Origin of the sequence: Pseudomonas sp. EggHat1 (genome assembly GCF_014892995.1) — a bacterium.
GTDB classification, from domain to species: domain Bacteria; phylum Pseudomonadota; class Gammaproteobacteria; order Pseudomonadales; family Pseudomonadaceae; genus Aquipseudomonas; species Aquipseudomonas chaetocerotis.
Map to the genome: position 1 here is coordinate 54690 of NZ_JACKQK010000016.1, position 22454 is coordinate 77143.

Consider the following 22454-nt stretch of genomic DNA (forward strand, 5'->3'; position numbering starts at 1 on the left):
GTACGGCCTGGCTCCTAGCCGCGCGGCCTGATCAGGGTCAGCCAGGGGCCATAACGCTCGATCTTGAGCGGCAGCGTCTCAGCCAGTGCGTTCAACGCGCGGTCGCTGTCGTCCAGTGGGAATACGCCCTGCACCCGCAGGTTGCGTATCTGTGGGTCGAGGCGCAGAAGACCGCGACGATAAGGCCTCAGGGCCTCGATCACCGCATCCAGCGGCTCATCAAGCACGCTGAGCTGGCCCTCCTGCCAGTCGGCACGGAAGCGCTGGTCGCTGTCGAGACGCTCGATGCGTGCCGCGTGCAGTACAGCGGACTGCCCCTCCTGCAGGTCGAGCTGGCTGCCCGTGGGCAGGGAGACCCGCACGGAGTGCTCCAGAACCACCACACGGGTCGACTCGTCCTGGCGCTCGACCAGAAAGCGGGTACCCAGTGCGCGTGCATCACCTTGCTCGGTACGCACGATGAAAGGCCGCGACGGATCTGTCGCCACCTGCACCACCAGTGCTCCGCGACGCAGGCGGAGCAAGCGTTGCCCGGCGGAGAAATCAAGATCCACAGCACTGCCGGCATTCAGGCTCAAACGGCTGCCATCGGCCAGTGTCAGGTTGCGCCGCTCGCCCGTGCCCGTATGCAGATCGGCCAGCAGGGTCTGGCCGCTGTCGCTGCGCGCCGCCAGCCAGAGGCCGCCACCGAGCAGGCCGACACCAACCAGCCCACGTAATACATCGCGGCGGCCATGGGTGGGTTGCAACAAGGGCTCGCGCAGGGCGCTCGGCGCGCGGCGCACGATGTCGTAGGGCTCGCCCAACCGACTCTGCAGCTGTTGCCAGGTATGGGCATGGCCGGGTGCGGCATTCAGCCAGTTCTGGAAGGCATCCTCGGTACGTACGTCAACACGGCCCGAGCGCAAGCGCACCATCCAGTCGATGGCCTGTTCGACGACGGGGTCGAGCGCTTCGCTTTTCACGGCTGCATACCGCTCAGCCAGCACTGGCGAATGGCCTGGGTCATGTAGCGGCCCACCGTACGCTCGGAGACACCAAGGCGCCGGCCGATCTCTGCATAGGAAAAACCATCGAGCTGGCTGTAGAGGAACGCCTGTTTCACTGCCAGGGGCAGGTCTGAAAGCGTGCGGTCGATGCTGGTAAGCGCTTCCAACAGGAGGATCTTTTCCTCGGGCGAGGGGGCGAACTCTTCGGGCAGCAGCGCCAGGCGCTCCAGGTAGGCCTGCTCCAGACGCTGGCGGCGGTAGCGATCGTAGATCAGCCTCCGGGCGACAGTGGAGAGAAAGGCGCGAGGCTGTTCGAGGCTTTCCGGATCGACACGGGCGGTGAGCAGTTGGCAGAAGGTTTCTGCAGCGGTGTCTTCGGCGTCAGCGCGGTTACGCAATTGGCGCTGAACATACTGCAGTAGCCAGCGATGGTGGTCGCTAAAGAGAAAGCCCAATTTGGAAGCAGTCGACACGGCAATCGTCTCATGACGAATGAGAATTTGTCGCATCTTAACGATGTAACGAGCTGCCTGTAAATGACACTAATGCTCAGCAGGCTAGTCTCAAGGATGAACCCTCAAGACTCAGGAGCCCATCATGTCCACCCATCACACCTACAAGAAGATCGAAATCGTCGGCTCGTCCCGCACGAGTATCGAGGAGGCCATCGAGAACGCCTTGGCCGAATGCGCCAAGAGCGTGCGCAACATGGACTGGTTCGAGGTCGTCGATACCCGTGGCCATATCGAGAATGGCAAGGTGGGTCACTACCAGGTCACGCTCAAGATTGGCTTTCGCTTGAGTGGTAGCTGATGCCCTGGGCGGCGAGGAAGGCGAAGAACGCTTCGCGGCTTGAATAGCGCGGTTGGTAGCCGAACTCTTCCTTTAGCCGCTGATTGGCCAGCACTGGCCGGTAGCGCAGAAAATCCAGCTGCTCCGGGCCGTACTGGCTCAGCCCCAGTGGCTTGAGCAGGCGCAGCGCGCCGCTGAGCAGCGGCGCTGGTAGCGGCCGATAAGGTTTGCCGAGGATCTCGGCGATTTCCTTGAGGCTCAACGCGCCATCGCCGGCCAGGTTGTAGATACCTTCGCGGTTCTCTTCCAGGCCCTGACGGATGATGCTGACCACATCCTGCTCCCAGATGAACACGAAACGGCTGCTGTGGCCGAGCACGCCGAGCACCGTGCGCTTCTTGAACAGGTCGCTGATCGGGTTGTTCAGACGTTTGCCAAGGATGGTGCCGGGGCGTAGCACCAGTTGACGCAGTTGCGGATGTTCCTCGCGGCAGCGCGCCAAAAATTGTTCGATCTCCAGTTTGTGCTTGGCGTAGGCGAAATATGGGTGGCCGCGCAGCGGCTGGTCTTCGTCGATCCATTCGGCATTGTCTGCGGCGTAGCCGTAGGCTGCGCCGGAGCTGGCAACTATCAGTTGGCGTACGCCGTTGGCGAGTGCGCTGTCCACCAGACACTGGCTACCACCGACTTCGATGGCGTGCAGGTGGGCTTCGGTCATATCGCGCGGTGGGCGTATTACCGTGGCCAGGTGGACGATGGCGTCTGGTTTCCAGCCGCTGATGCAGGCGCGCACCTGCGCCGGGCGGCCCATGTCCAGCAGCACCGGCTCGACGTTGGCTTTCAGCCCTTGGCTGGCGAGGGGGCGTATGTCTGCGGCGATAAGCGTCCATTCGGGGTGCTGAATGGCCAGTTCGTCGAGCAACTGATGGCCTATGAAGCCGGCTGCACCGGTGATCAGAACGCGCATGACGGTCTCCCGGCGGACGCTGATGTCCGCCCTGGTCCGTTCGATTGCCGGAAGAGCCCCGGCGCGACGGACGTGGCCCTTTGGATAAACGGGCCTGGTGGTTATTGTTTTTACCCGGCGTCAGGCTAGGCAGGCGACCGTCGGCTGACAATGGCGGAAGTCGCCAGCGGCCGTGGCGATTTACGCCAGGCGGACGGAGGGTGTGGCACCGCGCACAGCCATGAGGGTTGCGGCTGGCCACCAAGGCGTGGATCAGGCAAGCTGGCCACGCTTGTTCAGGGAGGATAGTCATGTTCAGGATGGTGCTGGTGTTGTTCGTCGCGCTGTCGCTCGGCGGCTGCATCGACAACGAACCGCCACTTGTCGAGGAGCGCCGCCTGCTGCTCAGCGGTGAGGATTTCGCCGCTTACGAGGCGCCGGACGAGGGGCGCTACGAGAAGCTGGTGACCTACGCTGCGCGCAGCATCGACCTCAGTTTCGAGAGCGAGGGCAGCGACTGGTTCTATCTCTATAGCGGCGTCTCGCTTTACCCGCGCGCCGGTGATGCCCTGATGACCAGCTACGCCGAGACGTTCGGCGCCTCGTTCGGCCTGCGTGACAGCGGGTTGGTGCAGCAGGATCTGCCACTGGAAACCAAGCTGGCCAGTCGCGCCAGCCTCAAGCTGCTGACCCAGGACGGTGAGCCGGTGGGCAACCTGTTCTATGCCACAGTCGGCAACAAGTCGATGTTCACCATCTTCACCGGGGTGTACTTCGAGCAGCCCGAGGACTTCGAGGCGTTCATCGCGCCCAAGCTGCTGGCGTTGCGTGAATACCAGCACACCGATCCGTTGCTGAGCTGGGCGGGCGACAAGCTGGGGTTCGGCGCCGATTGAGCCGCCCCAGCGCGAAGACGATCAGCCGAAGAACCAGTAGCACACGCCGATGGCGGCGATGATGCCTGCCGCGTCGGCGACCAGCGCGCAGCCTACGGCATGGCGGGCGCGCTGCAGGCCGACCGCGCCGAAGTACACCGCAAGCACGTAGAAGGTGGTCTCGGTACTGCCCTGCACCGTAGCCGCAACCAGCGCCGGGAAGCTGTCGACACCGAAATTCTCCATGGTTTCGATCAGCATGGCGCGTGCAGCACCACCGGAGAAGGGTTTCATCAGCGCAGTGGGCAGGGCGTCGACGAAGCGGGTATCCCAGCCCAGCGCTTCGATCAGCCAGCGAATGCCGTCGAGGCCGAAATCCAGCGCGCCGGACGCGCGCAGCACGCCGATGGCGCAGAGCATGGCAACCAGATAGGGCAGCAGGCTCTTGGCCACATCGAAGCCTTCCTTGGCGCCTTCGATGAAGCTCTCGTACACCGCCACCTTGCGCAGGGCGCCGACCACCAGGAACAGCAGGATCAGGCCGAACAGAGTGAGGTTACCGAGCAGCGATGACAGCGCCGCCAGGGCAGTGGCGCTCATGCCGGCGAGCAGGGCCATGAAGCCGCCGAGCAGCAGCGCGGATGGAATCAGGTAAGCCAGCACCACCGGGTCCCACAGGCGCAGGCGTTGCATCAGCGACACCGCGAGCAGGCCGGCCAGGGTCGACGCGCTGGTCGCCAGCAGGATGGGCAAGAACACCAGGGTGGGATCTTCGGCGCCTTGCTGCACGCGGTACATGAAGATCGATACCGGCAGCAGGGTCAGCGATGAGGTGTTGAGTACCAGGAACAGGATCTGCGCGTTGCTTGCCGTGTTGGCGCTGGGGTTGAGATCCTGCAGGGCGCGCATGGCCTTGAGGCCGATGGGCGTGGCGGCGTTGTCCAGGCCCAGGCCGTTGGCGGCGAAGTTCATGCTGATCAGCCCGAGCGCCGGGTGGCCCCGTGGCACTTCCGGCATCAGGCGGGCGAACAACGGGCCCAGCATGCGTGCGAGCAGATCGACCAGCCCAGCTTTTTCGGCGATGCGCAGCAGCCCCAACCACAGCGTCAGGGTGCCGAACAGCACCACCATCAGCTCGACCGAGAGCTTGGCCATGGCAAACAGGCTCTCGACCATCGCGCCGAATACGGCGGCGTCGCCGCCGATCAGCCAGCGTGCCAGAGCGGCAGCAGCACCCAGCAGAAAAAAGCTCAGCCATAGGCCATTGAGCATTGCGACCCCCCTTAGATTGGCCGGCGGTGCCTTCCTTGGTGTTCTTATCCCTGAGGGAAAGGTGGCGCGAAGCGCCGGATGCAGGAGGGCATGCCGTTATGGCGGGGGATGATAACGTGCCGGCGGTGTCTATGGGACAGCCGGCAAACTGTCGTCACTCAATACCAGTTGGGATCGCTGCGCAGCTGTTCCATCAGCATCTGCTGGACCTCCTCGTCCGGGTCGCCCAACCAGCGCAGGCTGGCGTGTTCACTGGGCGCGCGATCCTCGGGCAGGCCATCGGGCACCTGCACGTATAGCGCGTAGGCTTCGTCGTCTTCCCATTCGAAGGCGACATAGGCGCGCTGCCCGAAACATCTGTGCGCTTCGCAGACCTGGCCGACCAGGTAGCGATCACTGTCGGCTTCCACTGCCTGCATGGGAGTAGACAGGCCGCTGAGATTGATCAGCCAGTCCGGCAGGCGCTCTTCATCCTTTACCAGGTCCTGCCAGGCATGGCGGTACTCGGCGTTACTGGTCAGCAACTCGCCTGGATGGAAACTGGTGTCGCGGTCGGCGGCCTGAGCCGCCAGGGCGCCGCCCATCAGCAGGGCGGCGGCAATGGCGTGAATCGACTGCATCTATTTCTCCCTAAAGACGCGGGCGACGGCCCATGACGAACGAGACGATGAATAGCACCAGGAACACCACGAACAGAATCTTGGCGATACCTGCAGCGGTGCCAGCGATACCACCGAAGCCCAGTACTGCGGCGATGATGGCGATGATCAGGAAAGTGACTGCCCAACTAAGCATGGTGTTTCTCCTCGATGGATCAGTGGGTGAAGGCCCAGGCAGGCCAGGGGTCTTGCGCGTTGCTCGGGTCTACAGGCTGGGGCGCAGCGCCCGTGGGCAGCTCCAGCTCGGCGGTATTGCGGCTCGCGCACAGGGTCTGGCCAATCAGTACAACGCTGGCGAGCGTCAGGCTGAGCAGAAGCAGCAAGGTGGCGAGCACCAGAGCAACTATCCACATGGCGATTCTCCTGTTGCGTTGGAGGCGGATGGCTCGTTATCCGTCTCTTCCTTGTTCTGCATTGCAACCGGTGCATGACCGGCCACCCACTGGGAACAGTGCAGCACCCGTGCCAGGCTGTTTTTTTGTATAAAATCCTTAAGAATCAGTTATTTATGTTTTCTAAGAGGTGCTAGGGGGCAGGCATACTGCCCGAACGAGGCTTGGCCTGTCGTGCGTTTTGCACGACCCGGCATGGGCTGTGACGTCTTGCGGCCTGCCAGAGTGGTCGCTCGTCGACTGCACAGTCGGTATACTCGCTGCGCCCGTGTGCCATGCGGGTTCCGCGCCCAGAACAACAACCGCGCCGCGAGTCTCGAACCGATGAACGACTACGAACAGGAAGACCCGATTCCCCAGGGTGACCTCGCCCTGCAGATCACCGCGTTGCCGCGCGAGACCAATGGTTTCGGGGATATCTACGGTGGCTGGCTGGTATCGCAGATGGATCTCGCCGGCACCGCGATGGCGAGCAAGGTCGCAGGTGGCCGTGTGGCGACCGTCGCCATCGATCGCATGGCCTTTCTGGTACCGGTATCGGTGGGCGCCCAGCTATCGTTCTACACCCAGGCACTGGAGATCGGCCGCAGTTCGATTCAGATGATGGTCGAGGTGTGGAGCGATGATCCGCTGTCCAACGAATGGCGCAAGGTCACCGAGGCGGTATTCGTGTTCGTCGCCATCGACGGCAGTGGTCGCACTCGCCCGGTGCCGCCGCGTCGCGGTTGACGTTCACCCAGCGCAAACGCGAATTGCAGTAACGAAAACGCCGGCTAGAAGCCGGCGTTTTGTTTTGCTGAGCGATCAGCCGCGGATGTTGTAGATATCCTTCTCGTTGCTTTCCGCGTATTCGTAAAGGCGCTTGAGGTAGGCCTTCTGGTGTTCCCACACCTTGGTTGCTGCCGGGTCGGCCGCTGCGCTGGCATCGACCACCTCGGCCGCCACTTCCTTCAGGCGGGCCAGGACTTCGTCCGGCAGGCGGCGAACTTCCACGCCGTCGGCCTTGAGTTGCTCCATGGCCTCCATGTTCTTGGCGTTGTAATCGTCGAGCATGTCGCCGTTGACGTCACGAGCAGCAGCGCGAACGATGGCTTGCAGGTCCGCCGGCAGGGTTTCCCAGGCCTTGATGTTGACGTCCAGCTCGAACAGAACGCTCGGCTCCTGCCAGCCTGGGGTGTAGTAATACTTGGCTGCTTTGTGCAGGCCGAGGGCCAGATCGTTGTATGGGCCGATCCACTCGGTGGCGTCGATGGCGCCAGTCTGCATGGCGGTGAAGATTTCACCGGCCGGCATGTTGACCACGGTGCCGCCCATCTTGGTCAGCACTTCGCCGCCCAGGCCAGGGGTACGCATCTTCAGACCTTTGAAGTCTTCGACCGAGTTCATTTCCTTGTTGAACCAGCCAGCGGTCTGCACGCCGGTGTTGCCACAGGCCATCGGCAGCACGCCGAATGGTTTGTAGACTTCTTCCCACAGTTGCTGGCCACCGCCACGATGCAGCCAGGCGTTCATTTCCTGGGCATTCGGGCCGAATGGCGAGGCGCAGAAGAACTGGGCCGCCGGGACCTTGCCTTTCCAGTAGTACGGTGCGCCGTGACCCATCTCGGCGGTACCGCGGGAGACTGCATCGAACACTTCCAGTGCCGGTACCAGTTCACCGGCTGCGTACACCTTGACCTTCAGGCGGCCGTTACTCATTTCATCGACCAGCTTGGCGAAGCGCTCGGCCCCCACGCCGACGCCCGGAAAGTTCTTCGGCCAGGAGGTGACCATCTTCCAGTTGAAGGTTTGGGAACTCGAGCCCTCTTGGGGTGCTGCGGCGCTCTTGGCCTCTTCTTTACAGCCAGCCAGTGCGGTTGCTGCAAGGCCTACGCCCGCTGCGGCGAGTATGTCGCGACGTTTCATGCAATGCTCCTTCTTGTTGTATTGGTCTTACCACGGGATCGCCGAAGGTAGACCGGGCGTGAATAACATAGGGGGTCGTGACCTACAAGCCTAGCTACTACGACTAAAGTTGTACGGGCATTGCTGCATTACCGGTAGCCTGCCTAGAATCGCCGGCCTGCGGCTCACAAGGACGCGGGCGGCGTGATGTGCAGCCAACCGGCTTGCAGTCCTGTCTCCTACACTCATAACGATAAAGGACTCACTATGTCCGACAAGCCTTCATTTCCCCTCGCTCTCGCATACCTGATCGATGCGCTCAACAGCTGGTTCGGCAAGGCCTGCGCCTGGCTGACGGTATTTCTGGTGATCGGTACCGCCATCGTCGTGGTGCTGCGTTACGGTTTCGGTATCGGTGCGACAGCCCTGCAGGAGGCGGTGCTTTACGCTCACGCACTTGTGTTCATGGGTGCAGCGGCCTGGGTGCTGCAGCGCAACGGTCACGTGCGCGTGGATATCTTCTACCAGAAGTTCAGCGGTCGCCGTCAGGCGCTGGTGGAAATTCTCGGTAACCTGCTGTTCCTGCTGCCGGTCGCGCTGTTCCTCGGCTGGGCCAGCTGGGACTACGTCAGCAACGCCTGGTCGACTTTGGAAGCTTCCAGCGAGTCTGGTGGCCTCAAGTTCGTCTATCTGCAGAAGAGCATCATCCTGGTACTGGTCATCAGCCTGGTACTGCAAGGTATTTCCAATATGATCAAGGCGCTCTACGTCTTCAGCGGTCGCCTGCCGGCTCCGGAGGTGAAACATGGCTGAGTTGATGGCGATTCTGCTGTTCGTCAGTATTTGCGTGGCCTTGATGGCCGGCTTCCCGGTGGCGTTCACCCTGGCCGGCGTTTCCCTGCTGTTCGCCGCTATCGGCGTCGTCACGGGCACCTTCGACCCCGGTTACCTCAGCGCTCTGCCGAACCGTCTGTTCGGCATCATGAACAACCAGACCATGCTCGCCGTACCGCTGTTCGTGTTCATGGGCGTGATGCTGGAACGTTCACGGGTGGCCGAGGACTTGCTGGAGTCCATGTCGCGCCTGTTCGGCACCCTGCGTGGCGGCCTGGCGATTTCCGTGTGCGTGGTCGGCGCTCTGCTGGCGGCTTCCACCGGTATCGTCGGTGCCACCGTGGTGACCATGGGCCTGCTGGCTCTGCCGACCATGCTGCGCCGTGGTTACGACCCGGCCATTTCCACCGGTACCCTGGCGGCTACCGGCACCCTGGGGCAGATCATTCCGCCTTCGATCGTGCTGGTGTTGCTGGGTGACGTGATGTCCAGCGCCTATCAGCAGGCGCAGCTGAAGATGGGCATCTTCTCGCCGAAGACCGTGTCGGTCGGTGACCTGTTCGTCGGCGCGCTGATTCCCGGGCTGCTGCTGGTTGGTCTGTACATCGTCTACATCATCGCAGTCGCCATCCTCCAGCCGAAGAAGCTACCGGCGCTGCCCCAGGAAGAACTGGGTCCGATCGAGTGGGGCAAGCTGATCAAAGCCCTGGTACCCCCGCTGATCCTGATTGGCGCGGTGCTGGGCTCGATCCTCGCCGGTTTTGCCACGCCGACCGAGGCTGCCGCACTGGGGGCCGTGGGCGCCATGTTGCTGGCTTTCAGCAAAGGCAAGCTGAACTTCGGTCAGCTCAAGGAAGTGGCTTACGGCACCACCGAAATCAGTGCCATGGTCTTCATGATCCTGATCGGTGCCTCGCTGTTCTCCCTGGTGTTCCGAGGCTTCGGCGGTGAGGTGCTGATCGAGGACGTGTTCGCCCAGCTGCCTGGCGGCGTGCTCGGTGCGTTCTTCCTGGTGATGCTGGTGATCTTCCTGCTCGGCTTCATCCTCGATTTCATCGAGATCACCTTCGTGGTGGTGCCGATCGTCGGCCCGGTGCTGCTGGCCATGGGCCTCGACCCGATCTGGCTCGGCGTGATGATCGCGCTGAACCTGCAGACCTCCTTCCTGACTCCGCCATTCGGCTTCGCGCTGTTCTATCTGCGTGGCGTGACGCCGGCGAGCATCCCGACCAGCACCATCTACAAGGGTGTCGTACCGTTCATCCTGATCCAGATTCTGCTGCTGGTGATCGCCTACATCTTCCCGGGGCTGATCACCTGGCTGCCGGAACAGGTCTACGGCAAGTAAGCATTGCTGGCTGGTTTGGCAAAACGCCCGTCCTCGTGATGGGCGTTTTGCTTTTTGCGTTGTCACACTGTCTGTCATCTATCTCAACGAGAGGTCGCCATGAGCACCGCCCAAGTCGAACGTGTGGAACTGGATCAACTGGTCTGCTGGCGCATCCGTGCTGCTGATAGCGAATTGCTGGTGGCCCAGCAGGGTGCGCAGATTCTCAGTTACCAGCAGGGCGAGCAGCCGCCGCTGATCTGGCTAAGCCCGGATGCGGCCTACCAACGTGGCCAAAGCGTGCGTGGTGGTGTGCCGGTGTGCTGGCCCTGGTTCGGTGACCTGCGGCGCAATCCGCAGGCCGTGCAGGCGCACTATCATCAGGAGCAGGCGCCGGCCCACGGCCTGGTGCGAGCGATGGACTGGGAGCTGCTGGGCATCGACGAGGAGGACGACACTGTCACTCTGCGCTTTGCCTATGACACGCGTAATCAGCCGCTGGACGGCTGGCCCAGGGACGTCGGCCTGACCTTCGTCGTGCGTCTGGCGCAGGATCTCAGCATGAGCCTGGAAACCCACAATCGCGGTGACACGCCCCTGACCCTGAGCCAGGCACTGCACAGCTACTTCGCCGTCAGCGACGTGCGCCAGGTCAGCGTCGAGGGGCTGCAGGCCTGTCGCTACCTCGACACCCTGCTGGACTGGCAGGAGCTGCGTCAGCAGAGCGAACTGGGATTCAGCGCCGAGACCGATCGCATCTACCTCGATACGCCCGCGCGGCTGAGTATCGTCGACCGCGGCTGGGGCCGGCGCATCCATCTGGATGCACGCGGCTCACGTTCGGCCGTGCTGTGGAATCCCTGGATCGACAAGTCCAGGCGCCTCTCGCAGTTTCCCGATGACGCCTGGCAGAACATGTTGTGTATCGAAACGGCCAATGTGCTGGAAGACGTCGTGCAGCTAAAGCCGGATGAAAGGCATCGCCTGGAGTTGCGTATTTCGAGTGAGCTGACTGACTAGCTTCATGTGTCGATACACCGAACCTGTAGGAGCGGCGCCTCGCGGCGAATCGCAAGTACGCCGCCAAACCGGAAGCTTCGCCCAGGGGGCTCCTACGAAAGGCATTTAGCGGCCTTCTGATTCTTCACTGACTGTCAGTGCTTGCTTGTGCCTCCAGGGCTTTTCGCAGATCGTCAGCGCGGCTGAAAACCTGCTGCGAGACGATCTGCAGACCATCGAGCTGCAGCCACAGCACTTCGCCCTCGCCGGCCGGATAACGCGGGGCGATGCGCGCATCACGGTCGAGGAGGATGCGGTAGCTGTAGTCGCGCATCTTCGGCAGGGCGAAGAGGCTGGCGATGATGCCGGGCATGCGGCTGATATCGGCGAGGAAGACCGCCTGGCGCTGCTCCAGATAGCCCCTGGGTTTGCCGTCGAGGGCGGCGTTGACCAGCTTGGCGCCGTCCATGTCGCGCGCCACCAGCAGCACGCGGGTCTGCTCGTTGAGGGTATAGGGTGCGTCATGCTGATCCAGCAGCGTCCAGGGCACCAGGCGCTCGCCGGGCTCCAGGGCCAGTGCAGCGGTGGACAGCAGGCACAGCAATAGCAGGGCGGCAGCTTTCATGTGCGGGCTCCAGAGCGATCAGTAGAGGTCTTCGTCAGTTACCAGGCGGACTTCGCCCGCTTCCATGGCATAGGCGGCGTCGGCCAGGTCGTTGCTGACCTGCTCCACCTTGAGCTCGCCGCTGACCCACAGTGGGGCGTAGATATCGTCGAGCGCGATGCCCTTGGGATAGCGCACCAGCACCAGCTGATTGGGCGGCGGTGGCGGTACATGGATGCAGGCGCCCGGGTAGGGCACCAGAAAGAACAGCGTGCTGTTGCCTTTCTCGTCGTTCTCCAGCGGCACCGGGTAACCCCCCAGGCGGATGGCCTTGCCGTCGAGTGCGGCGACGGTCTTGGTGGAGTACATGACCGCAGGCAGGTCCTTGTCCTGCTGACGCAGGCCGCCTTCGCCGTAGAAGGTGCTGTCGCCTTCGGGGCTGTCGTGACTGATGTCGGGCATTTCCTCGAGAGCCTTGCGGTCTTCGGGGGGCATCAGGTCGAGCCAGTCGGTTTCCGGCAGTTCGGCGTGGGCCAGACCGGTACAGAGCAGCAGGGTGAGCAACAGGTGGCGCATGGGGTATGGCATCTCGTGGCAGCGTGAACGAGGAGCCGACAAATCGGCTCCTGAGCAGGGCCTGTCAGCCCTTCCTGATCGCGCCGTAGATTACCAGCAGAACGATGGCGCCGATCACTGCGCCGATAAAACCGGCGGCCTGTCCGGCTTGGTAGATGCCCAGCGCCTGGCCGCCATAGGTGGCGGCAATGGAGCCGCCGATGCCGAGCAGGATGGTCATGATCCAGCCCATGCTGTCATTGCCGGGTTTGAGAAAACGTGCGATCAACCCGACGATCAGGCCGATGAAAATGGTACCGATAATGCCCATTGGCGTATCTCCTTGGTGAGTACCGCTTGTGCGGCAGACCAGCTTGGGACAGGTCAATGGGCCATCAGTTCGCCTCGTCTGGCGGCAGAACGCCATAACGACGGTAGATCAGGGCCACTTCGCCCTCCTCACGCATGCGCTCGAGCTCAGTGCCCAGGCGGTCGTAGAGTTCGCGCCGGTCGCTCTGGTAGCGTTTCAGCGATGCGCCGAAGTGGTTGCCCAGTATCTGCTGGTGTTTGTAGTGCGCGTAGCTGTAGTCGCGAAAGTTAATCGCCTGGAATTGCGCTTCCATCGGTACGGCGTCGATCACTGCGATGGTGTCCAGGCGCCCGGCCCGGAACATCGCGGCCAGCTGCGCGTCGTCGCTGGCATAGGCACGATCGAGCAGGTCATCGCTGTCGAAGGGCTCGAAATAGGCTGTACCGCGTTTGACGCCCACGGACAGATCGTACAGATCCTCGTAGCGGCTCGGTCTGGCTTCGTCCCCCGGGCGCACGACGAAGCGAACGTTCAGTTGCTGATTGCCGATACTGGGCAGGAAATGGATGTACTCGAGCCGCTGTTGAGTGAGCAATACGCGCGGCACCAGGTCGACTCGCCCGGAGCGAAGGTCGTCGAGGCTGCGCAGAAAGGGTGCTTCACGCCACTGCAGGTCTACCCCGACGCGGTGTGCGGCAGTTTCCAGCACGCTGATCAGCGGGCCGCTGGGCAGCCCGTCGACCGCTCGCATTTCCGGCGGCCGTTCGCGAAAGTCGACGCGCAGCACCTCTGACGCGCCAACGCAGGTCAGCGTGAACAGTAGAGGCAGCAAGGAAAGAAGACGCTTCATGGGGGGCTCTTGAACGACCACCGTCGTTCAAGAGTCTAGCTGCGAATCGACCGGTCAGTCTTCGGCGATCAGCGCCTGAACGTCGGCGATACGCGCGTCGAGACTGGCGTGATCGGCGCACCGCAGGGTGGCATGACCGACCTTGCGCCCGGCCTTGAAGGCCTTGCCATAGTGGTGCAGGTGGCAGTCGGCAACGCTGATCACCTTGTCTACCGGCGGCACCGAACCGATGAAGTTGAGCATGGCGCTTTCGCCCAGCTTGGCGGTGGAGCCCAGCGGCAGGCCGGCGACGGCGCGCAGGTGGTTTTCGAACTGGCTGCACTCGGCACCTTCGATGGTCCAGTGCCCGGAGTTGTGCACGCGCGGGGCGATCTCGTTGGCCTTGAGACCGCCGTCCACCTCGAAGAACTCGAAGGCCAGCACGCCGACGTAATCGAGCTTTTCCAGCACGCGGCCAACATAGTCCTCGGCCAGTGCCTGCAGCGGGTGATCGGTGCTGGCGACGGACAGGGCGAGGATGCCGCTGTCGTGGGTGTTGTGCACCAGCGGGTAAAAGCGCGTTTCGCCGTCGCGGGCGCGCACGGCGATCAGCGATACCTCGCCGGTGAAGGGTACGAAGCCTTCGAGGATGCACGGCACGCTGCCCAGCTCGGCGAAGGCGCCGCTGACATCTTCGGGCTTGCGCAGCACCTTCTGGCCCTTGCCGTCGTAGCCCAGGGTGCGGGTCTTCATCACCGCCGGCAGGCCGATGCTGGCCACGGCGGCGTCGAGGTCAGCCTGCGACTGGATATCGGCGAACTCCGGGGTGGGAATGCCCAGTTCGCGGAACATGGACTTCTCGAACCAGCGGTCGCGGGCGATGCGCAGGGCTTGCGCGCTCGGGTAAACCGGCACGAACTGCGAGAGGAAGGCCACGGTCTCGGCCGGCACGCTCTCGAACTCGAAGGTGACCAGGTCGACCTCGTCGGCCAACTGGCGCAGGTGGTCCTGATCGCCGTAGTCGGCACGGATATGCTCACCGAGCGCCTGGGCGCAGGCGTCCGGCGCGGGGTCGAGGAAAGCGAAGTTCATGCCCAGCGGGGTGCCCGCCAGGGCCATCATGCGGCCCAGCTGGCCGCCACCGATCACACCTATTTTCATAACAAAGCCCCTTTATCAGCAGGTGGCGAGACCAAGCAGTTGAACGCTGCCCGCAGCGCAGGAAGCGGAGTTTACGCCGGTAAATGAGCATTCCGAGCAGCGGACAGCGTTCAAATGCACCGTGTCGCAGCCCCTGATGGAATGGGCTTCAGGCCTCGCGCGGGTCCGGGTTGCTCAGCACGGTATCGGTCTGTTCCTGGCGGAACTGCTTCAGCGCCGCGTGAAACTGCGGGTGCTGGTGACCGAGGATACTGGCGGCGAGCAGGGCTGCGTTGACTGCGCCGGCCTTGCCGATGGCCAGGGTGGCGACTGGAATACCGGCCGGCATCTGCACGATCGACAGCAGCGAGTCGACGCCCGAGAGCATGGACGACTGCACCGGCACGCCGAGTACCGGTAGGTGGGTCTTGGCGGCGCACATGCCCGGCAGGTGAGCGGCGCCACCGGCACCGGCGATGATCACCTGAATGCCACGTGCTTCTGCCTCTTCGGCGTACTGGAACAGCAGATCCGGGGTGCGGTGGGCAGAGACCACCTTGACCTCGTGGGGAATGCCCAGCTTGTCCAGCATCTCGGCGGTGTGGCTAAGGGTGGACCAATCGGACTTGGAGCCCATGATCACGCCAACCAGTGCGCTCATCAAAGTGCCTCTTCTCTCGGGCGCCTCGCGGCGCGTCAAAAACCAACAAGCCACGCGGGCGGGCCAGCGTGGCTTGTCATGATTCGTTGGCCGGGTGCTGCCGGCCGAAGGCCGCGCAGTATAACGCAAAGCCACTGCTGTCGGGCAGTGGCGATGACCGTTTGTCATGCAAGGCGTGGCAGAGGGGGAAAACCGCCTAAACCTTGCTCTGGGGCAATGCCGGGGTGGGCTGTGCGCGCACACTGGTCAGACACTCGCATGCAAGAGGAACCGCGCATGAACCAGACCATGAAAGCCGCCGTCGTCCACGCTTTCGGTGAGCCGCTGCGTATCGAGGAGGTAAAAACCCCGCTGCCCGGCCCCGGGCAGATTCTGGTGAAGATCGAGGCCTCCGGCGTCTGTCACACCGACCTGCACGCGGCCGAGGGCGACTGGCCGGTGAAACCGAGCCTGCCGTTCATTCCCGGCCACGAGGGGGTTGGTTATGTGGCGGCGGTCGGCAGCGGCGTGACCCGGGTGAAGGAGGGTGACCGCGTCGGCGTGCCCTGGCTATACACCGCCTGCGGCTGCTGCGAGCACTGCCTGACCGGCTGGGAAACCCTGTGCGAGAGCCAGCAGAACACCGGTTATTCGATCAACGGTGGTTATGCCGAGTACGTGCTCGCCGACCCCAACTACGTCGGCATCCTGCCGAAAAATGTCGACTTCCTCGAAATCGCCCCGATCCTCTGCGCTGGCGTGACGGTGTACAAGGGCCTCAAGGAAACCAAGGCACGTCCCGGCCAGTGGGTGGCGATTTCCGGCATCGGCGGCCTCGGCCACGTTGCGGTGCAATACGCCCGCGCCATGGGCCTGCACGTCATCGCGGTTGACGTCGATGACGCCAAGCTGGAGCTGGCGCGCAAGCTCGGCGCCAGCCTGACCATCAACGCGCGCAAGGAAAACCCGGCCGAGGTGGTGCAGCGCGATATCGGCGGTGCTCACGGCGTGCTGGTCACGGCGGTATCCAATGCTGCTTTCGGCCAGGCCATCGGCATGGCACGCCGACATGGCACTGTGGCGCTGGTTGGCCTGCCGCCAGGTGATTTCCCCACGCCCATCTTCGATGTGGTGCTCAAGGCCATCACGATCACCGGCTCCATCGTCGGTACTCGCGCGGATCTGCAGGAAGCGCTGGATTTCGCCGGCGAGGGTTTGGTCAAGGCCACGGTGCACAGCGACAAGCTCGACAACATCAATGGCATCTTCGATCAGATGCGCGGTGGGCAGATCGAGGGGCGGGTCGTGCTGCAGTTCTGATTCGGGAAAGGTCACGGATTGGCAACTTTCCTACAGAGCGGACGCGGACGGGCGCACAGATCACCGCCAAGCGGCGGGCTATACTGTGCGTCCTTCATCCGAACAAGGACGTGTCGTCATGAAACAGTACGTTTCGCTGGTAGCCCTCTCCCTGCTTTCCCTTCAAGCTGCTGCGCTGGATCTGGCCAAGCACCCGCAGGTGTTCGACGCCGGTCAGGGCGTCAGTCTGGCGTTGGCCCCTTCCGCCGACGGCAAGCAGGCGCTGGTGCAGGTTCGCGGCATCAATCACCCGCTCGACGAGGTGGTGTTTCTCACCGACGTCCGTGAGCTGGGCAACGAGCAGCGTGACTATGGCATCCGTCTCGATGGTCGCGACTACAACCTGCTGAACAAACGCCGCGCCTGGAGCGGCGAGAGCTACCAGCTCAACCTGCCGAACACCCCAGGGTTTGAGCTCAGCTACAACGAGGACAAGACCAAGGCGCTGAAGCCGAAGGACCTCCTGGCGATGTACCAGAAGCAGGAGAAGGATGGGCTGCAGGTGCGCCTCGCCGCCTTCGACCGCGAGCAACGTGTTGCCGATTACAGCGCTCGCCTGCAGGAGATCGACGGTGAGGCCTCCGAGGCCTGCGCCACCCCACTGAGCACCCAGGTGGACTGGAGCGCGATGTCCGATGAGCAACTGATGAGTCTCAGCGTGCCGAGCTTCTGCGGCGAAGTGGTCAACCAGATGGCCTACCTGTGTGGCAAGGATGAGCGCTACAAGGCTGAGGCCAAGACGCTCAAGGGTATCGACTGCCGCTTCGGCGAGAGCATGAAGTTGCGCGAGCAGGACGGCCAACTGCAGTTCACCACCCTCAAGGACGAACCGAATCAGGGCGACTTCATCAACGCGATTCTGCGTAATCGCTGATCCTTCCCGGCGGGCTGCGGCCCGCCGTCTCGCGGCATATTTCTTGCGTTCCTTTGTGTAATCACGCATACGGAACGCATCATGCTGCACGCTCCACTGACCACCCTGCATGTGGTTTCCCTGATCCTGCAACGCTTCGCCGAGCAGCCCGAGTTACGCCCGCACTTGCTGGCCGGGAGCGGCATTGGTGCGGCTGATCTGGACAATGCCGATGCCCGCATCACCCGGGTGCAGGAGCTGCAGGTCTGCGCCAATGCCCTGGCCCTGCGTGCTGATCTGGGGCTCGACCTGGGGCGCAGCCTGCATGTTTCCTCCTATGGGCTGCTTGGTTACGCTGCGCTGTCGGCTGCCACCTTTGGTGACGCCTGGCGTCTGTTGCTGCAGTACCCGGCGCTGCTCGGCACCTATTTTCGCCTCGACCTGCAGGTGGAAGGCGAGCTGGCCTGGATCTGCGCCAGCGGTTACCGCGATGCCGAGGCGCTGGAGGTGTTCAACGTGGAGATGTGCCTGGCCTCGCTGAAACTGATCGGTGATGAACTGCTGCGCCAGCCCTTGCCATTGGAGGGCGCCGAGTTCACCTATGCCCAGCCGCGCTACGTGAAGCGCTATGCACGCAGCTTTCCCTGTCCGCTGCGTTTCGAGGCCCAGCGCAACGCCTTCGCTTTTCCCGCTGCACTGCTGGAGCGCCGACTGCCGCTGGCCGATAGCGTCACCCACGGCGACATGGTGGAGCGCTGCCGTCGCCTCAACGCCGAGTTCAGCAGCCGCCAGGCCTGGCTGGAGCGGGTGCGCCAGTTGCTCGCCGCGCAGTTGGCCGAGCCGCCGGGGCTGGAGAACCTGGCGCAGCAGATGCATTGCTCGCCGCGCACCCTGCGTCGTCACCTGCAGGAGTTGGGCACCAGCTACCAGGGCTTGCTCGACGAGCTGCGCTTCGAGCGCGCCAAGGCGCTGCTCAGCGAGGAGCAATGGCCGGTGTACCGCATCGCCGAGGTGCTCGGCTTCAGCGAGACCGCCAGCTTCCGTCATGCCTTCCAGCGCTGGAGCGGCGTGCCGCCGAGCCGCTTTCGCGCGTAGCCCGGATGTAATTCGGGGCACTGGCGCGGGCCTTTGGGTGACGGATCGCCGGCAAGCCGGCTCCTACGGAATGCCCGACTCTCCCTTTAGGAGCCCGCTTGCGGGCGATGTGTGATACCGGGCGATCACTGAAACCGTAGGAGCGGCTTCAGCCGCGATAAAAGCTCGCCGCTAAAGCGCCTCCCACAGGTATCGCTCATTCCTCCGCCTGCACGTTGCGGTACATCTGTAACCGCGCTGCTTCATGCAAGCCGCGGCTCAGCGCCAGCAGGCGCCGGAACTCTTCCGGGTGACGCTCGGCGACGTTGTCGCGCGGCGTTGGCGAACGCAGGTCGTGCAAGGTCGGCGAGCTGCCGTCGTGCTGCATCTGCACGAGGAAGTCACGGGTCACCGCGCCAATCACCGGGAAGGTGCCTTCCTGCAGCACCAGCGGCACCACGCGTTCGCCTTCCGGCGCCGGCAGTTGCAGGTCGCGGCCGAGGCCGCCGTTATCGAAGGGCACGCCGACCAGTCCGGCCACCGTCGGCAATAGGTCGGCCAGGCCCACGGCCTCGTCGAACTCACGCGGTGTCAGCCATTTCGGTGCGTGGATCAGCAGCGGCACGTTGTTGCTCTCCAGCCCCAGTTGCTCGAAGGCCGGCGCCATGTGCGGGATCTGGCTGATGCGGGTGTTGTGGTCGCCGAAGAAGACGAAAATGGTGTTGTCGTAGAAGCCCTGTTCCTTGGCCAACTCCATCAGGCGCCCGATGTTGAAGTCCAGCAGGCGCACCGCGTTGTATTGCTCGACGCTGCGCGAGCCGGCCTGTTGTACCTGTTCCAGCGGCAGGTCGAGTGGCTCGAAGCCGTCGTTGTCCTTGGGAATGGTGAAAGGGCGGTGGTTGCCGGAGGTCTGCAGGTAAGCGAAGAACGGCTTGTCCCTGGGCAGTGCGCCAAGGATGCGCGAACTCTCCTTGAAGAAATCCAGGTCGGAGATGCCCCACACGTCCACCTGCGGCGACTGCCAGTGGCGTTCCTCATAGAGCTGAACGCCGTCGATGCTCTGGCGGATCAGCGCGTTGATGTTGGCCCAGCCGGCGTTGCCGCCGATCATGTAAAACTTTTCGTAGCCTGGTAGCGCGTTGATCAGCGTGCGTTGACGGGCGATCAGCGGGTTGCGCGTCGCTGTCTCCTGGCGCGATACATCGGGGATGCCGGTGATACTCGCCCACACGGTCTTGGCAGTGCCGGTGACTGGCACGTAGAAGTGACGGAAGAACCAGCTTTCCCTGGCCAGACGATCGAGGTTCGGCGTCGGATTCAGCGGGTTGCCGTAGGCGCCCACGGCGCTGGTGCCGAGGGATTCGAGCATGACGAAAACCACGTTGGGCTGGCGTTCGGTCTGGATGCGATGCGCCTGCACTGGCTGGTGGCGAAAGAAGTTCAGCGCGTTCGGATCGCGCTCGCTGACGCCCAGATAATCGGCCACCACGTCGTAATGCGCACGCGTGGCCGTCTCATCGAAAGCGCTGGGTTCGAGCTTGAGGGTGTCGAAGAGAAACAGCGCCGGGTTGATCCCGAGCGCACCCACCTGACTGTTGCCACTGTAGAACGCATCGCTCCAGCGCAGCGGCACCGGGTTCTCCAGGTTCAGCGCGCTGGCACGGCCGAGCAGGCCGAAGAACACCAGCACGCTGACCACTGCCGCGCCGCCGATTGCCGGCAATATGCCGACTCGTTGTGCGTGCGGCCGATCCAGGGTGGCGCGCTCCAGTCGCAGCAGCGCCCATGACCACAGTGCCACGCCTACCAGCCAGGCCAGGGTTATCCACAGCACCGGGTAGGTCTGCCAGAGCATGCCGGTGGAGATCTGCGCATCACCGGCAAAGCGCAGCACCGTGGCGTTGAGGCGCACACCCAGGTAGGCGTAGTGGCCGAAATCGATAATGTAGAGCAGGCCCAGCGCGGCCACGGCCAGCAGCAGATAGCCGCGCAGCAGCCAGCGCACCGCGCGAAAACGCGCCAGGCGCACCCTGGGTAGCGCCAGCAGGATACCCACCGGTAGCATCAGCAGCAGGGCCAGGCGCAGGTCGAAGCGCAGGCCGATACCGAGGGTACGCAGCACGTCCGGTTCGCTGATGCTTTCGACAGCCGAAAAGCCCAGCAGAAACAGTCCGCGCAAGGCGGCGAAGAGCACGAACAGCAGCGCCGTGAGGCCTGCCAGGTAATGCAGGCGGCGGGATTTCAGCCAGCTCATGCGAGGTTCCTTGTACGAGTCGAAAGCCGGATCAGCATCCAGCGTCCGCCTGCCAGAAGCAGCGCACCGAAGCTGTATAGAGCCAGGTAGGGGTCGATCAGGTAGTCCCAGTAGTTTTCCGAAGCGCCCAGGCGCAGGGCGAAGGCAAGGGTCGCCAGCACCAGCGTCAGGGCGCCGAGCCAGCTGCGCTGGAGGATCAGCACCGCGCACAACAGGCCGAGCACCAACAACATGGGGCGGGGCTCGAAGCCGAGCTGGTACGGGTCGGCATAACTCAGGCCCAGCGCCGCCGGGTAGAGCAGCACGGCCAGGCCGGCAAACAGCGCCAGGCTGGCCAGGCGATCACGGGCGCCGGCGTGCGACAGGCCAAAATGGCATAGCGTCGCCCAGCCAAGCAGAACCAGGCTGGCCACCGACAGGTCGCCGATATAGGTGCGCAACTGCAGTGCCAGACTGATGCCCTGCACCGGCGCCAGGCTGAGCAGCAGGCAACCCGCCAGCAGGATGCCGCGCTGCGTCGCAGTGCGCGTCAGGCGCGCGAAGATCAGGAATGCGAGCAGAGTGAAGGCCAGATGCGGCAGCCAGAAATCAGTCATGTGGGCGGCGCTCCGAGAGCCAGGCCTCGTTGAAGCTCAGGTGCTTGATGAACATGTCGTTCCACGAATACACCAGGTGGTAAGTGCCTTCGCGGTCACGGGTGAAATAGGGGTATTCGTAGTCGAAGGTGCAGCCCTCGGCGCTGCACATGCGCTCGCTCACCCGCTCGAGGAACTGCGCCTGCTGTTCCGGCTTGCCGCCGCTGGCGCGGAATTTTTCACTGACCACGGCCGGGAATTCGTCTTGCGCAATCGGTTCGCCCCAGGGGTTGGGGCTTTCGTCGAGCTCGCCGAGAGTGCGCCAGTTGGCCAGGTTGGCGTCGGTGGCATAAAGGGTCAGGCGAAAGCGCCCATCTTCGAGGTCGTTCATCGCCACCAGCAAGCTGCCATCCGGGCGGCTGACCGCCGCCAGGGACGAGTTGGGGTTGCTCGGCTCGACCGGCTGCGGATGGCTCCAGCTGCGCCCGGCGTCCTCGCTGTAGCTGGCCAGCACGCGGTGATGTTCCTCGCCGGCATAGCGCAAAAGGGCCACGGCGCGACGTTCGTCCAGCGCCACCACGGCCGGTTGCAGGGAATCTCGCCCCTTGCCGATGCGGTACTTGCCCAGCACTTCGCCCTTCGCGCTCAGGTGCAGGTACTCGGGAAACTTGCCGAGGAACTCGTGATACACCGGCAGGCCGATGCTGCCGTCGGCGTGGAATACCGGCGCGGCACGCACCAGCGTGCTGATATTGAGAAAGGGGCTGGTGATCAGTTGCCGGGGCGCCGACCAGGTTTCGCCAAGGTCGTCGGAAACCATGGCGTTGATCGCGCTGCCAGCCCAACCGCCGAGCGACACCGAGACGTAGAACAGCCACAGGCGGTTGTCCGGAGCCAGGCTGATCACCGGATTGCCCAGCTTGCGGATGTGCTTGCCGACCGCGCGCTGGGTCGACTCGCGGCTGGCCAGCACACGCTCGGTGCTCCACTGGCCGCTGGCGGCATCGAAGCGCGCGGCGCGAATCTGTACGTCGGCGGCGCCTTCGCGAGTACCGGCGAACCAGGCTGCCATCAGATCGCCGCCGGGCAGGCCGGTGATCGAGGCGGAATGGACGAAATCCTCCAGATCGGAGGAGGCGAAGTGAGCTGCCCTGGCCGGTGGCGCATCGGCCGGCATCGGTGGCTGGCTGGCGAAGGGCGCCAGTGCGTGCGGGGCAGCGCCGAACCAGGCGCAGGCGAACACCGTGGCAGCGCCCAGCAGCAGGGTGCAGGTCTTGAGGGTCGAGGTCATG

The 22454-nt window shown here is 63.7% G+C and carries 26 protein-coding genes; 9 read left to right on the forward strand and 17 right to left on the reverse strand.

Going from position 1 to position 22454, the window contains the following annotated elements:
• Positions 1-14: 14 nt before the first annotated feature.
• Complete coding sequence (locus INS93_RS21025; RefSeq protein WP_192985395.1) at positions 15-965, reverse strand: FecR domain-containing protein; 951 nt, start codon at positions 963-965, stop codon at positions 15-17.
• Positions 962-1462 (reverse strand): sigma-70 family RNA polymerase sigma factor, encoded by a 501-nt coding sequence (locus tag INS93_RS21030; RefSeq protein ID WP_256667065.1) that lies wholly within the window; start codon positions 1460-1462, stop codon positions 962-964. Before INS93_RS21030 ends, INS93_RS21025 begins: the two co-directional genes overlap by 4 nt.
• 124 nt (positions 1463-1586) lie before the next feature.
• Between INS93_RS21030 and INS93_RS21035 the strand changes: the two genes are divergently transcribed.
• Positions 1587-1802: a dodecin gene (locus tag INS93_RS21035; protein WP_160018592.1), complete on the forward strand. Its 216-nt coding sequence runs from the start codon at positions 1587-1589 to the stop codon at positions 1800-1802.
• On the opposite strand, the gene INS93_RS21040 is transcribed toward INS93_RS21035, so the two are convergent.
• Positions 1771-2748 (reverse strand): SDR family oxidoreductase, encoded by a 978-nt coding sequence (locus INS93_RS21040; protein ID WP_192985397.1) that lies wholly within the window; start codon positions 2746-2748, stop codon positions 1771-1773. The two genes, INS93_RS21035 and INS93_RS21040, sit on opposite strands and share 32 nt — an antisense overlap.
• Positions 2749-3038: 290 nt before the next feature.
• On the opposite strand from INS93_RS21040, the gene INS93_RS21045 reads away from it, so the two are divergent.
• On the forward strand, positions 3039-3623 hold the full coding sequence (locus INS93_RS21045) for a hypothetical protein (RefSeq protein ID WP_192985398.1): 585 nt from the start codon (positions 3039-3041) through the stop codon (positions 3621-3623).
• Between the two features lie 21 nt (positions 3624-3644).
• Here the strand turns inward: INS93_RS21045 and INS93_RS21050 are convergent, their stop codons facing one another.
• The 4 genes from INS93_RS21050 to INS93_RS21065 all read right to left on the reverse strand — a co-directional run bounded on the left by INS93_RS21050 (position 3645) and on the right by INS93_RS21065 (position 5886).
• Positions 3645-4874 (reverse strand): nucleoside recognition domain-containing protein, encoded by a 1230-nt coding sequence (locus INS93_RS21050; protein WP_192985399.1) that lies wholly within the window; start codon positions 4872-4874, stop codon positions 3645-3647.
• A gap of 158 nt (positions 4875-5032) precedes the next feature.
• Positions 5033-5494 carry an inhibitor of vertebrate lysozyme family protein gene (locus tag INS93_RS21055; protein ID WP_160018588.1) on the reverse strand — a complete coding sequence of 154 codons (462 nt, stop codon included), beginning with the start codon at positions 5492-5494 and terminating at the stop codon, positions 5033-5035.
• Positions 5495-5504: 10 nt separating this feature from the next.
• Positions 5505-5669: a DUF1328 domain-containing protein gene (locus tag INS93_RS21060; RefSeq protein WP_017676339.1), complete on the reverse strand. Its 165-nt coding sequence runs from the start codon at positions 5667-5669 to the stop codon at positions 5505-5507.
• 19 nt (positions 5670-5688) lie between these two features.
• Positions 5689-5886: a hypothetical protein gene (locus INS93_RS21065; protein ID WP_192985400.1), complete on the reverse strand. Its 198-nt coding sequence runs from the start codon at positions 5884-5886 to the stop codon at positions 5689-5691.
• A 363-nt stretch (positions 5887-6249) separates the two neighbouring features.
• On the opposite strand from INS93_RS21065, the gene INS93_RS21070 reads away from it, so the two are divergent.
• On the forward strand, positions 6250-6654 hold the full coding sequence (locus tag INS93_RS21070; RefSeq protein WP_017676341.1) for an acyl-CoA thioesterase: 405 nt from the start codon (positions 6250-6252) through the stop codon (positions 6652-6654).
• A 75-nt stretch (positions 6655-6729) separates the two neighbouring features.
• Here the strand turns inward: INS93_RS21070 and INS93_RS21075 are convergent, their stop codons facing one another.
• Entirely contained in the window at positions 6730-7830 is a 1101-nt protein-coding gene (locus tag INS93_RS21075) for a TRAP transporter substrate-binding protein (RefSeq protein ID WP_192985401.1), read from the reverse strand.
• Positions 7831-8076: 246 nt separating this feature from the next.
• On the opposite strand from INS93_RS21075, the gene INS93_RS21080 reads away from it, so the two are divergent.
• The 3 genes from INS93_RS21080 to INS93_RS21090 all read left to right on the forward strand — a co-directional run bounded on the left by INS93_RS21080 (position 8077) and on the right by INS93_RS21090 (position 10990).
• Entirely contained in the window at positions 8077-8622 is a 546-nt protein-coding gene (locus INS93_RS21080; RefSeq protein ID WP_192985402.1) for a TRAP transporter small permease subunit, read from the forward strand.
• Positions 8615-9991, forward strand: coding sequence for a TRAP transporter large permease subunit (locus INS93_RS21085; RefSeq protein WP_192985403.1), 1377 nt, complete (start codon positions 8615-8617; stop codon positions 9989-9991). The genes INS93_RS21080 and INS93_RS21085 overlap by 8 nt, the downstream gene beginning before the upstream one ends.
• Positions 9992-10090: 99 nt before the next feature.
• Positions 10091-10990, forward strand: a complete 900-nt coding sequence (locus INS93_RS21090) for a D-hexose-6-phosphate mutarotase (RefSeq protein WP_192985404.1) — start codon at positions 10091-10093, stop codon at positions 10988-10990.
• A 124-nt stretch (positions 10991-11114) separates the two neighbouring features.
• Here the strand turns inward: INS93_RS21090 and INS93_RS21095 are convergent, their stop codons facing one another.
• From INS93_RS21095 to purE, 6 genes are all read right to left on the reverse strand, one after another.
• Positions 11115-11594: an FAD/FMN-containing dehydrogenase gene (locus tag INS93_RS21095; RefSeq protein ID WP_192985405.1), complete on the reverse strand. Its 480-nt coding sequence runs from the start codon at positions 11592-11594 to the stop codon at positions 11115-11117.
• Positions 11595-11612: 18 nt separating this feature from the next.
• The gene (locus tag INS93_RS21100) at positions 11613-12149 is read right to left on the reverse strand and encodes a DUF3299 domain-containing protein (RefSeq protein ID WP_192985406.1); all 537 of its coding nucleotides are present in this window, start codon (positions 12147-12149) and stop codon (positions 11613-11615) included.
• Positions 12150-12213: 64 nt separating this feature from the next.
• Entirely contained in the window at positions 12214-12459 is a 246-nt protein-coding gene (locus INS93_RS21105; RefSeq protein WP_192985407.1) for a GlsB/YeaQ/YmgE family stress response membrane protein, read from the reverse strand.
• Between the two features lie 64 nt (positions 12460-12523).
• Complete coding sequence (locus INS93_RS21110) at positions 12524-13288, reverse strand: substrate-binding periplasmic protein (RefSeq protein ID WP_192985408.1); 765 nt, start codon at positions 13286-13288, stop codon at positions 12524-12526.
• 54 nt (positions 13289-13342) lie between these two features.
• Complete coding sequence (locus tag INS93_RS21115; protein ID WP_192985409.1) at positions 13343-14428, reverse strand: 5-(carboxyamino)imidazole ribonucleotide synthase; 1086 nt, start codon at positions 14426-14428, stop codon at positions 13343-13345.
• A 148-nt stretch (positions 14429-14576) separates the two neighbouring features.
• On the reverse strand, positions 14577-15068 hold the full coding sequence (gene purE / locus INS93_RS21120; RefSeq protein WP_003242109.1) for a 5-(carboxyamino)imidazole ribonucleotide mutase: 492 nt from the start codon (positions 15066-15068) through the stop codon (positions 14577-14579).
• A 276-nt stretch (positions 15069-15344) separates the two neighbouring features.
• Here purE and adhP point away from each other — a divergent pair, with 276 nt between their 5' ends.
• The 3 genes from adhP to INS93_RS21135 all read left to right on the forward strand — a co-directional run bounded on the left by adhP (position 15345) and on the right by INS93_RS21135 (position 18354).
• A complete protein-coding gene (gene adhP, locus INS93_RS21125) occupies positions 15345-16367 on the forward strand; it encodes an alcohol dehydrogenase AdhP (protein ID WP_192985410.1) in 1023 nt (340 codons plus the stop codon).
• A gap of 118 nt (positions 16368-16485) precedes the next feature.
• The gene (locus tag INS93_RS21130) at positions 16486-17280 is read left to right on the forward strand and encodes a hypothetical protein (RefSeq protein ID WP_192985411.1); all 795 of its coding nucleotides are present in this window, start codon (positions 16486-16488) and stop codon (positions 17278-17280) included.
• A gap of 81 nt (positions 17281-17361) precedes the next feature.
• A complete protein-coding gene (locus INS93_RS21135; RefSeq protein WP_192985412.1) occupies positions 17362-18354 on the forward strand; it encodes an AraC family transcriptional regulator in 993 nt (330 codons plus the stop codon).
• A 196-nt stretch (positions 18355-18550) separates the two neighbouring features.
• Here INS93_RS21135 and INS93_RS21140 read toward each other — a convergent pair whose 3' ends face one another.
• The 3 genes from INS93_RS21140 to INS93_RS21150 are packed head-to-tail and all read right to left on the reverse strand — an operon-like array spanning position 18551 to position 22453.
• Entirely contained in the window at positions 18551-20587 is a 2037-nt protein-coding gene (locus tag INS93_RS21140; RefSeq protein ID WP_192985413.1) for an LTA synthase family protein, read from the reverse strand.
• Positions 20584-21183: a hypothetical protein gene (locus INS93_RS21145; RefSeq protein ID WP_192985414.1), complete on the reverse strand. Its 600-nt coding sequence runs from the start codon at positions 21181-21183 to the stop codon at positions 20584-20586. The genes INS93_RS21140 and INS93_RS21145 overlap by 4 nt, the downstream gene beginning before the upstream one ends.
• Positions 21176-22453, reverse strand: a complete 1278-nt coding sequence (locus INS93_RS21150) for a sialidase family protein (protein ID WP_192985415.1) — start codon at positions 22451-22453, stop codon at positions 21176-21178. The genes INS93_RS21145 and INS93_RS21150 overlap by 8 nt, the downstream gene beginning before the upstream one ends.
• Position 22454 lies beyond the last annotated feature (1 nt).

Bases quoted from the DNA above. Each gene is read 5' to 3' on its own strand.
- INS93_RS21035 (WP_160018592.1), top strand. From the start codon at position 1,587: ATGTCCACCCATCACACCTACAAGAAGATCGAAATCGTCGGCTCGTCC.
- INS93_RS21040 (WP_192985397.1), bottom strand. From the start codon at position 2,748: ATGCGCGTTCTGATCACCGGTGCAGCCGGCTTCATAGGCCATCAGTTG.
- INS93_RS21045 (WP_192985398.1), top strand. From the start codon at position 3,039: ATGTTCAGGATGGTGCTGGTGTTGTTCGTCGCGCTGTCGCTCGGCGGC.
- INS93_RS21050 (WP_192985399.1), bottom strand. From the start codon at position 4,874: ATGCTCAATGGCCTATGGCTGAGCTTTTTTCTGCTGGGTGCTGCTGCC.
- INS93_RS21055 (WP_160018588.1), bottom strand. From the start codon at position 5,494: ATGCAGTCGATTCACGCCATTGCCGCCGCCCTGCTGATGGGCGGCGCC.
- INS93_RS21060 (WP_017676339.1), bottom strand. From the start codon at position 5,669: ATGCTTAGTTGGGCAGTCACTTTCCTGATCATCGCCATCATCGCCGCA.
- INS93_RS21065 (WP_192985400.1), bottom strand. From the start codon at position 5,886: ATGTGGATAGTTGCTCTGGTGCTCGCCACCTTGCTGCTTCTGCTCAGC.
- INS93_RS21070 (WP_017676341.1), top strand. From the start codon at position 6,250: ATGAACGACTACGAACAGGAAGACCCGATTCCCCAGGGTGACCTCGCC.
- INS93_RS21075 (WP_192985401.1), bottom strand. From the start codon at position 7,830: ATGAAACGTCGCGACATACTCGCCGCAGCGGGCGTAGGCCTTGCAGCA.
- INS93_RS21080 (WP_192985402.1), top strand. From the start codon at position 8,077: ATGTCCGACAAGCCTTCATTTCCCCTCGCTCTCGCATACCTGATCGAT.
- INS93_RS21085 (WP_192985403.1), top strand. From the start codon at position 8,615: ATGGCTGAGTTGATGGCGATTCTGCTGTTCGTCAGTATTTGCGTGGCC.
- INS93_RS21090 (WP_192985404.1), top strand. From the start codon at position 10,091: ATGAGCACCGCCCAAGTCGAACGTGTGGAACTGGATCAACTGGTCTGC.
- INS93_RS21095 (WP_192985405.1), bottom strand. From the start codon at position 11,594: ATGAAAGCTGCCGCCCTGCTATTGCTGTGCCTGCTGTCCACCGCTGCA.
- INS93_RS21100 (WP_192985406.1), bottom strand. From the start codon at position 12,149: ATGCGCCACCTGTTGCTCACCCTGCTGCTCTGTACCGGTCTGGCCCAC.
- INS93_RS21105 (WP_192985407.1), bottom strand. From the start codon at position 12,459: ATGGGCATTATCGGTACCATTTTCATCGGCCTGATCGTCGGGTTGATC.
- INS93_RS21110 (WP_192985408.1), bottom strand. From the start codon at position 13,288: ATGAAGCGTCTTCTTTCCTTGCTGCCTCTACTGTTCACGCTGACCTGC.
- INS93_RS21115 (WP_192985409.1), bottom strand. From the start codon at position 14,428: ATGAAAATAGGTGTGATCGGTGGCGGCCAGCTGGGCCGCATGATGGCC.
- purE (WP_003242109.1), bottom strand. From the start codon at position 15,068: ATGAGCGCACTGGTTGGCGTGATCATGGGCTCCAAGTCCGATTGGTCC.
- adhP (WP_192985410.1), top strand. From the start codon at position 15,345: ATGAACCAGACCATGAAAGCCGCCGTCGTCCACGCTTTCGGTGAGCCG.
- INS93_RS21130 (WP_192985411.1), top strand. From the start codon at position 16,486: ATGAAACAGTACGTTTCGCTGGTAGCCCTCTCCCTGCTTTCCCTTCAA.
- INS93_RS21135 (WP_192985412.1), top strand. From the start codon at position 17,362: ATGCTGCACGCTCCACTGACCACCCTGCATGTGGTTTCCCTGATCCTG.
- INS93_RS21140 (WP_192985413.1), bottom strand. From the start codon at position 20,587: ATGAGCTGGCTGAAATCCCGCCGCCTGCATTACCTGGCAGGCCTCACG.
- INS93_RS21145 (WP_192985414.1), bottom strand. From the start codon at position 21,183: ATGACTGATTTCTGGCTGCCGCATCTGGCCTTCACTCTGCTCGCATTC.
- INS93_RS21150 (WP_192985415.1), bottom strand. From the start codon at position 22,453: ATGACCTCGACCCTCAAGACCTGCACCCTGCTGCTGGGCGCTGCCACG.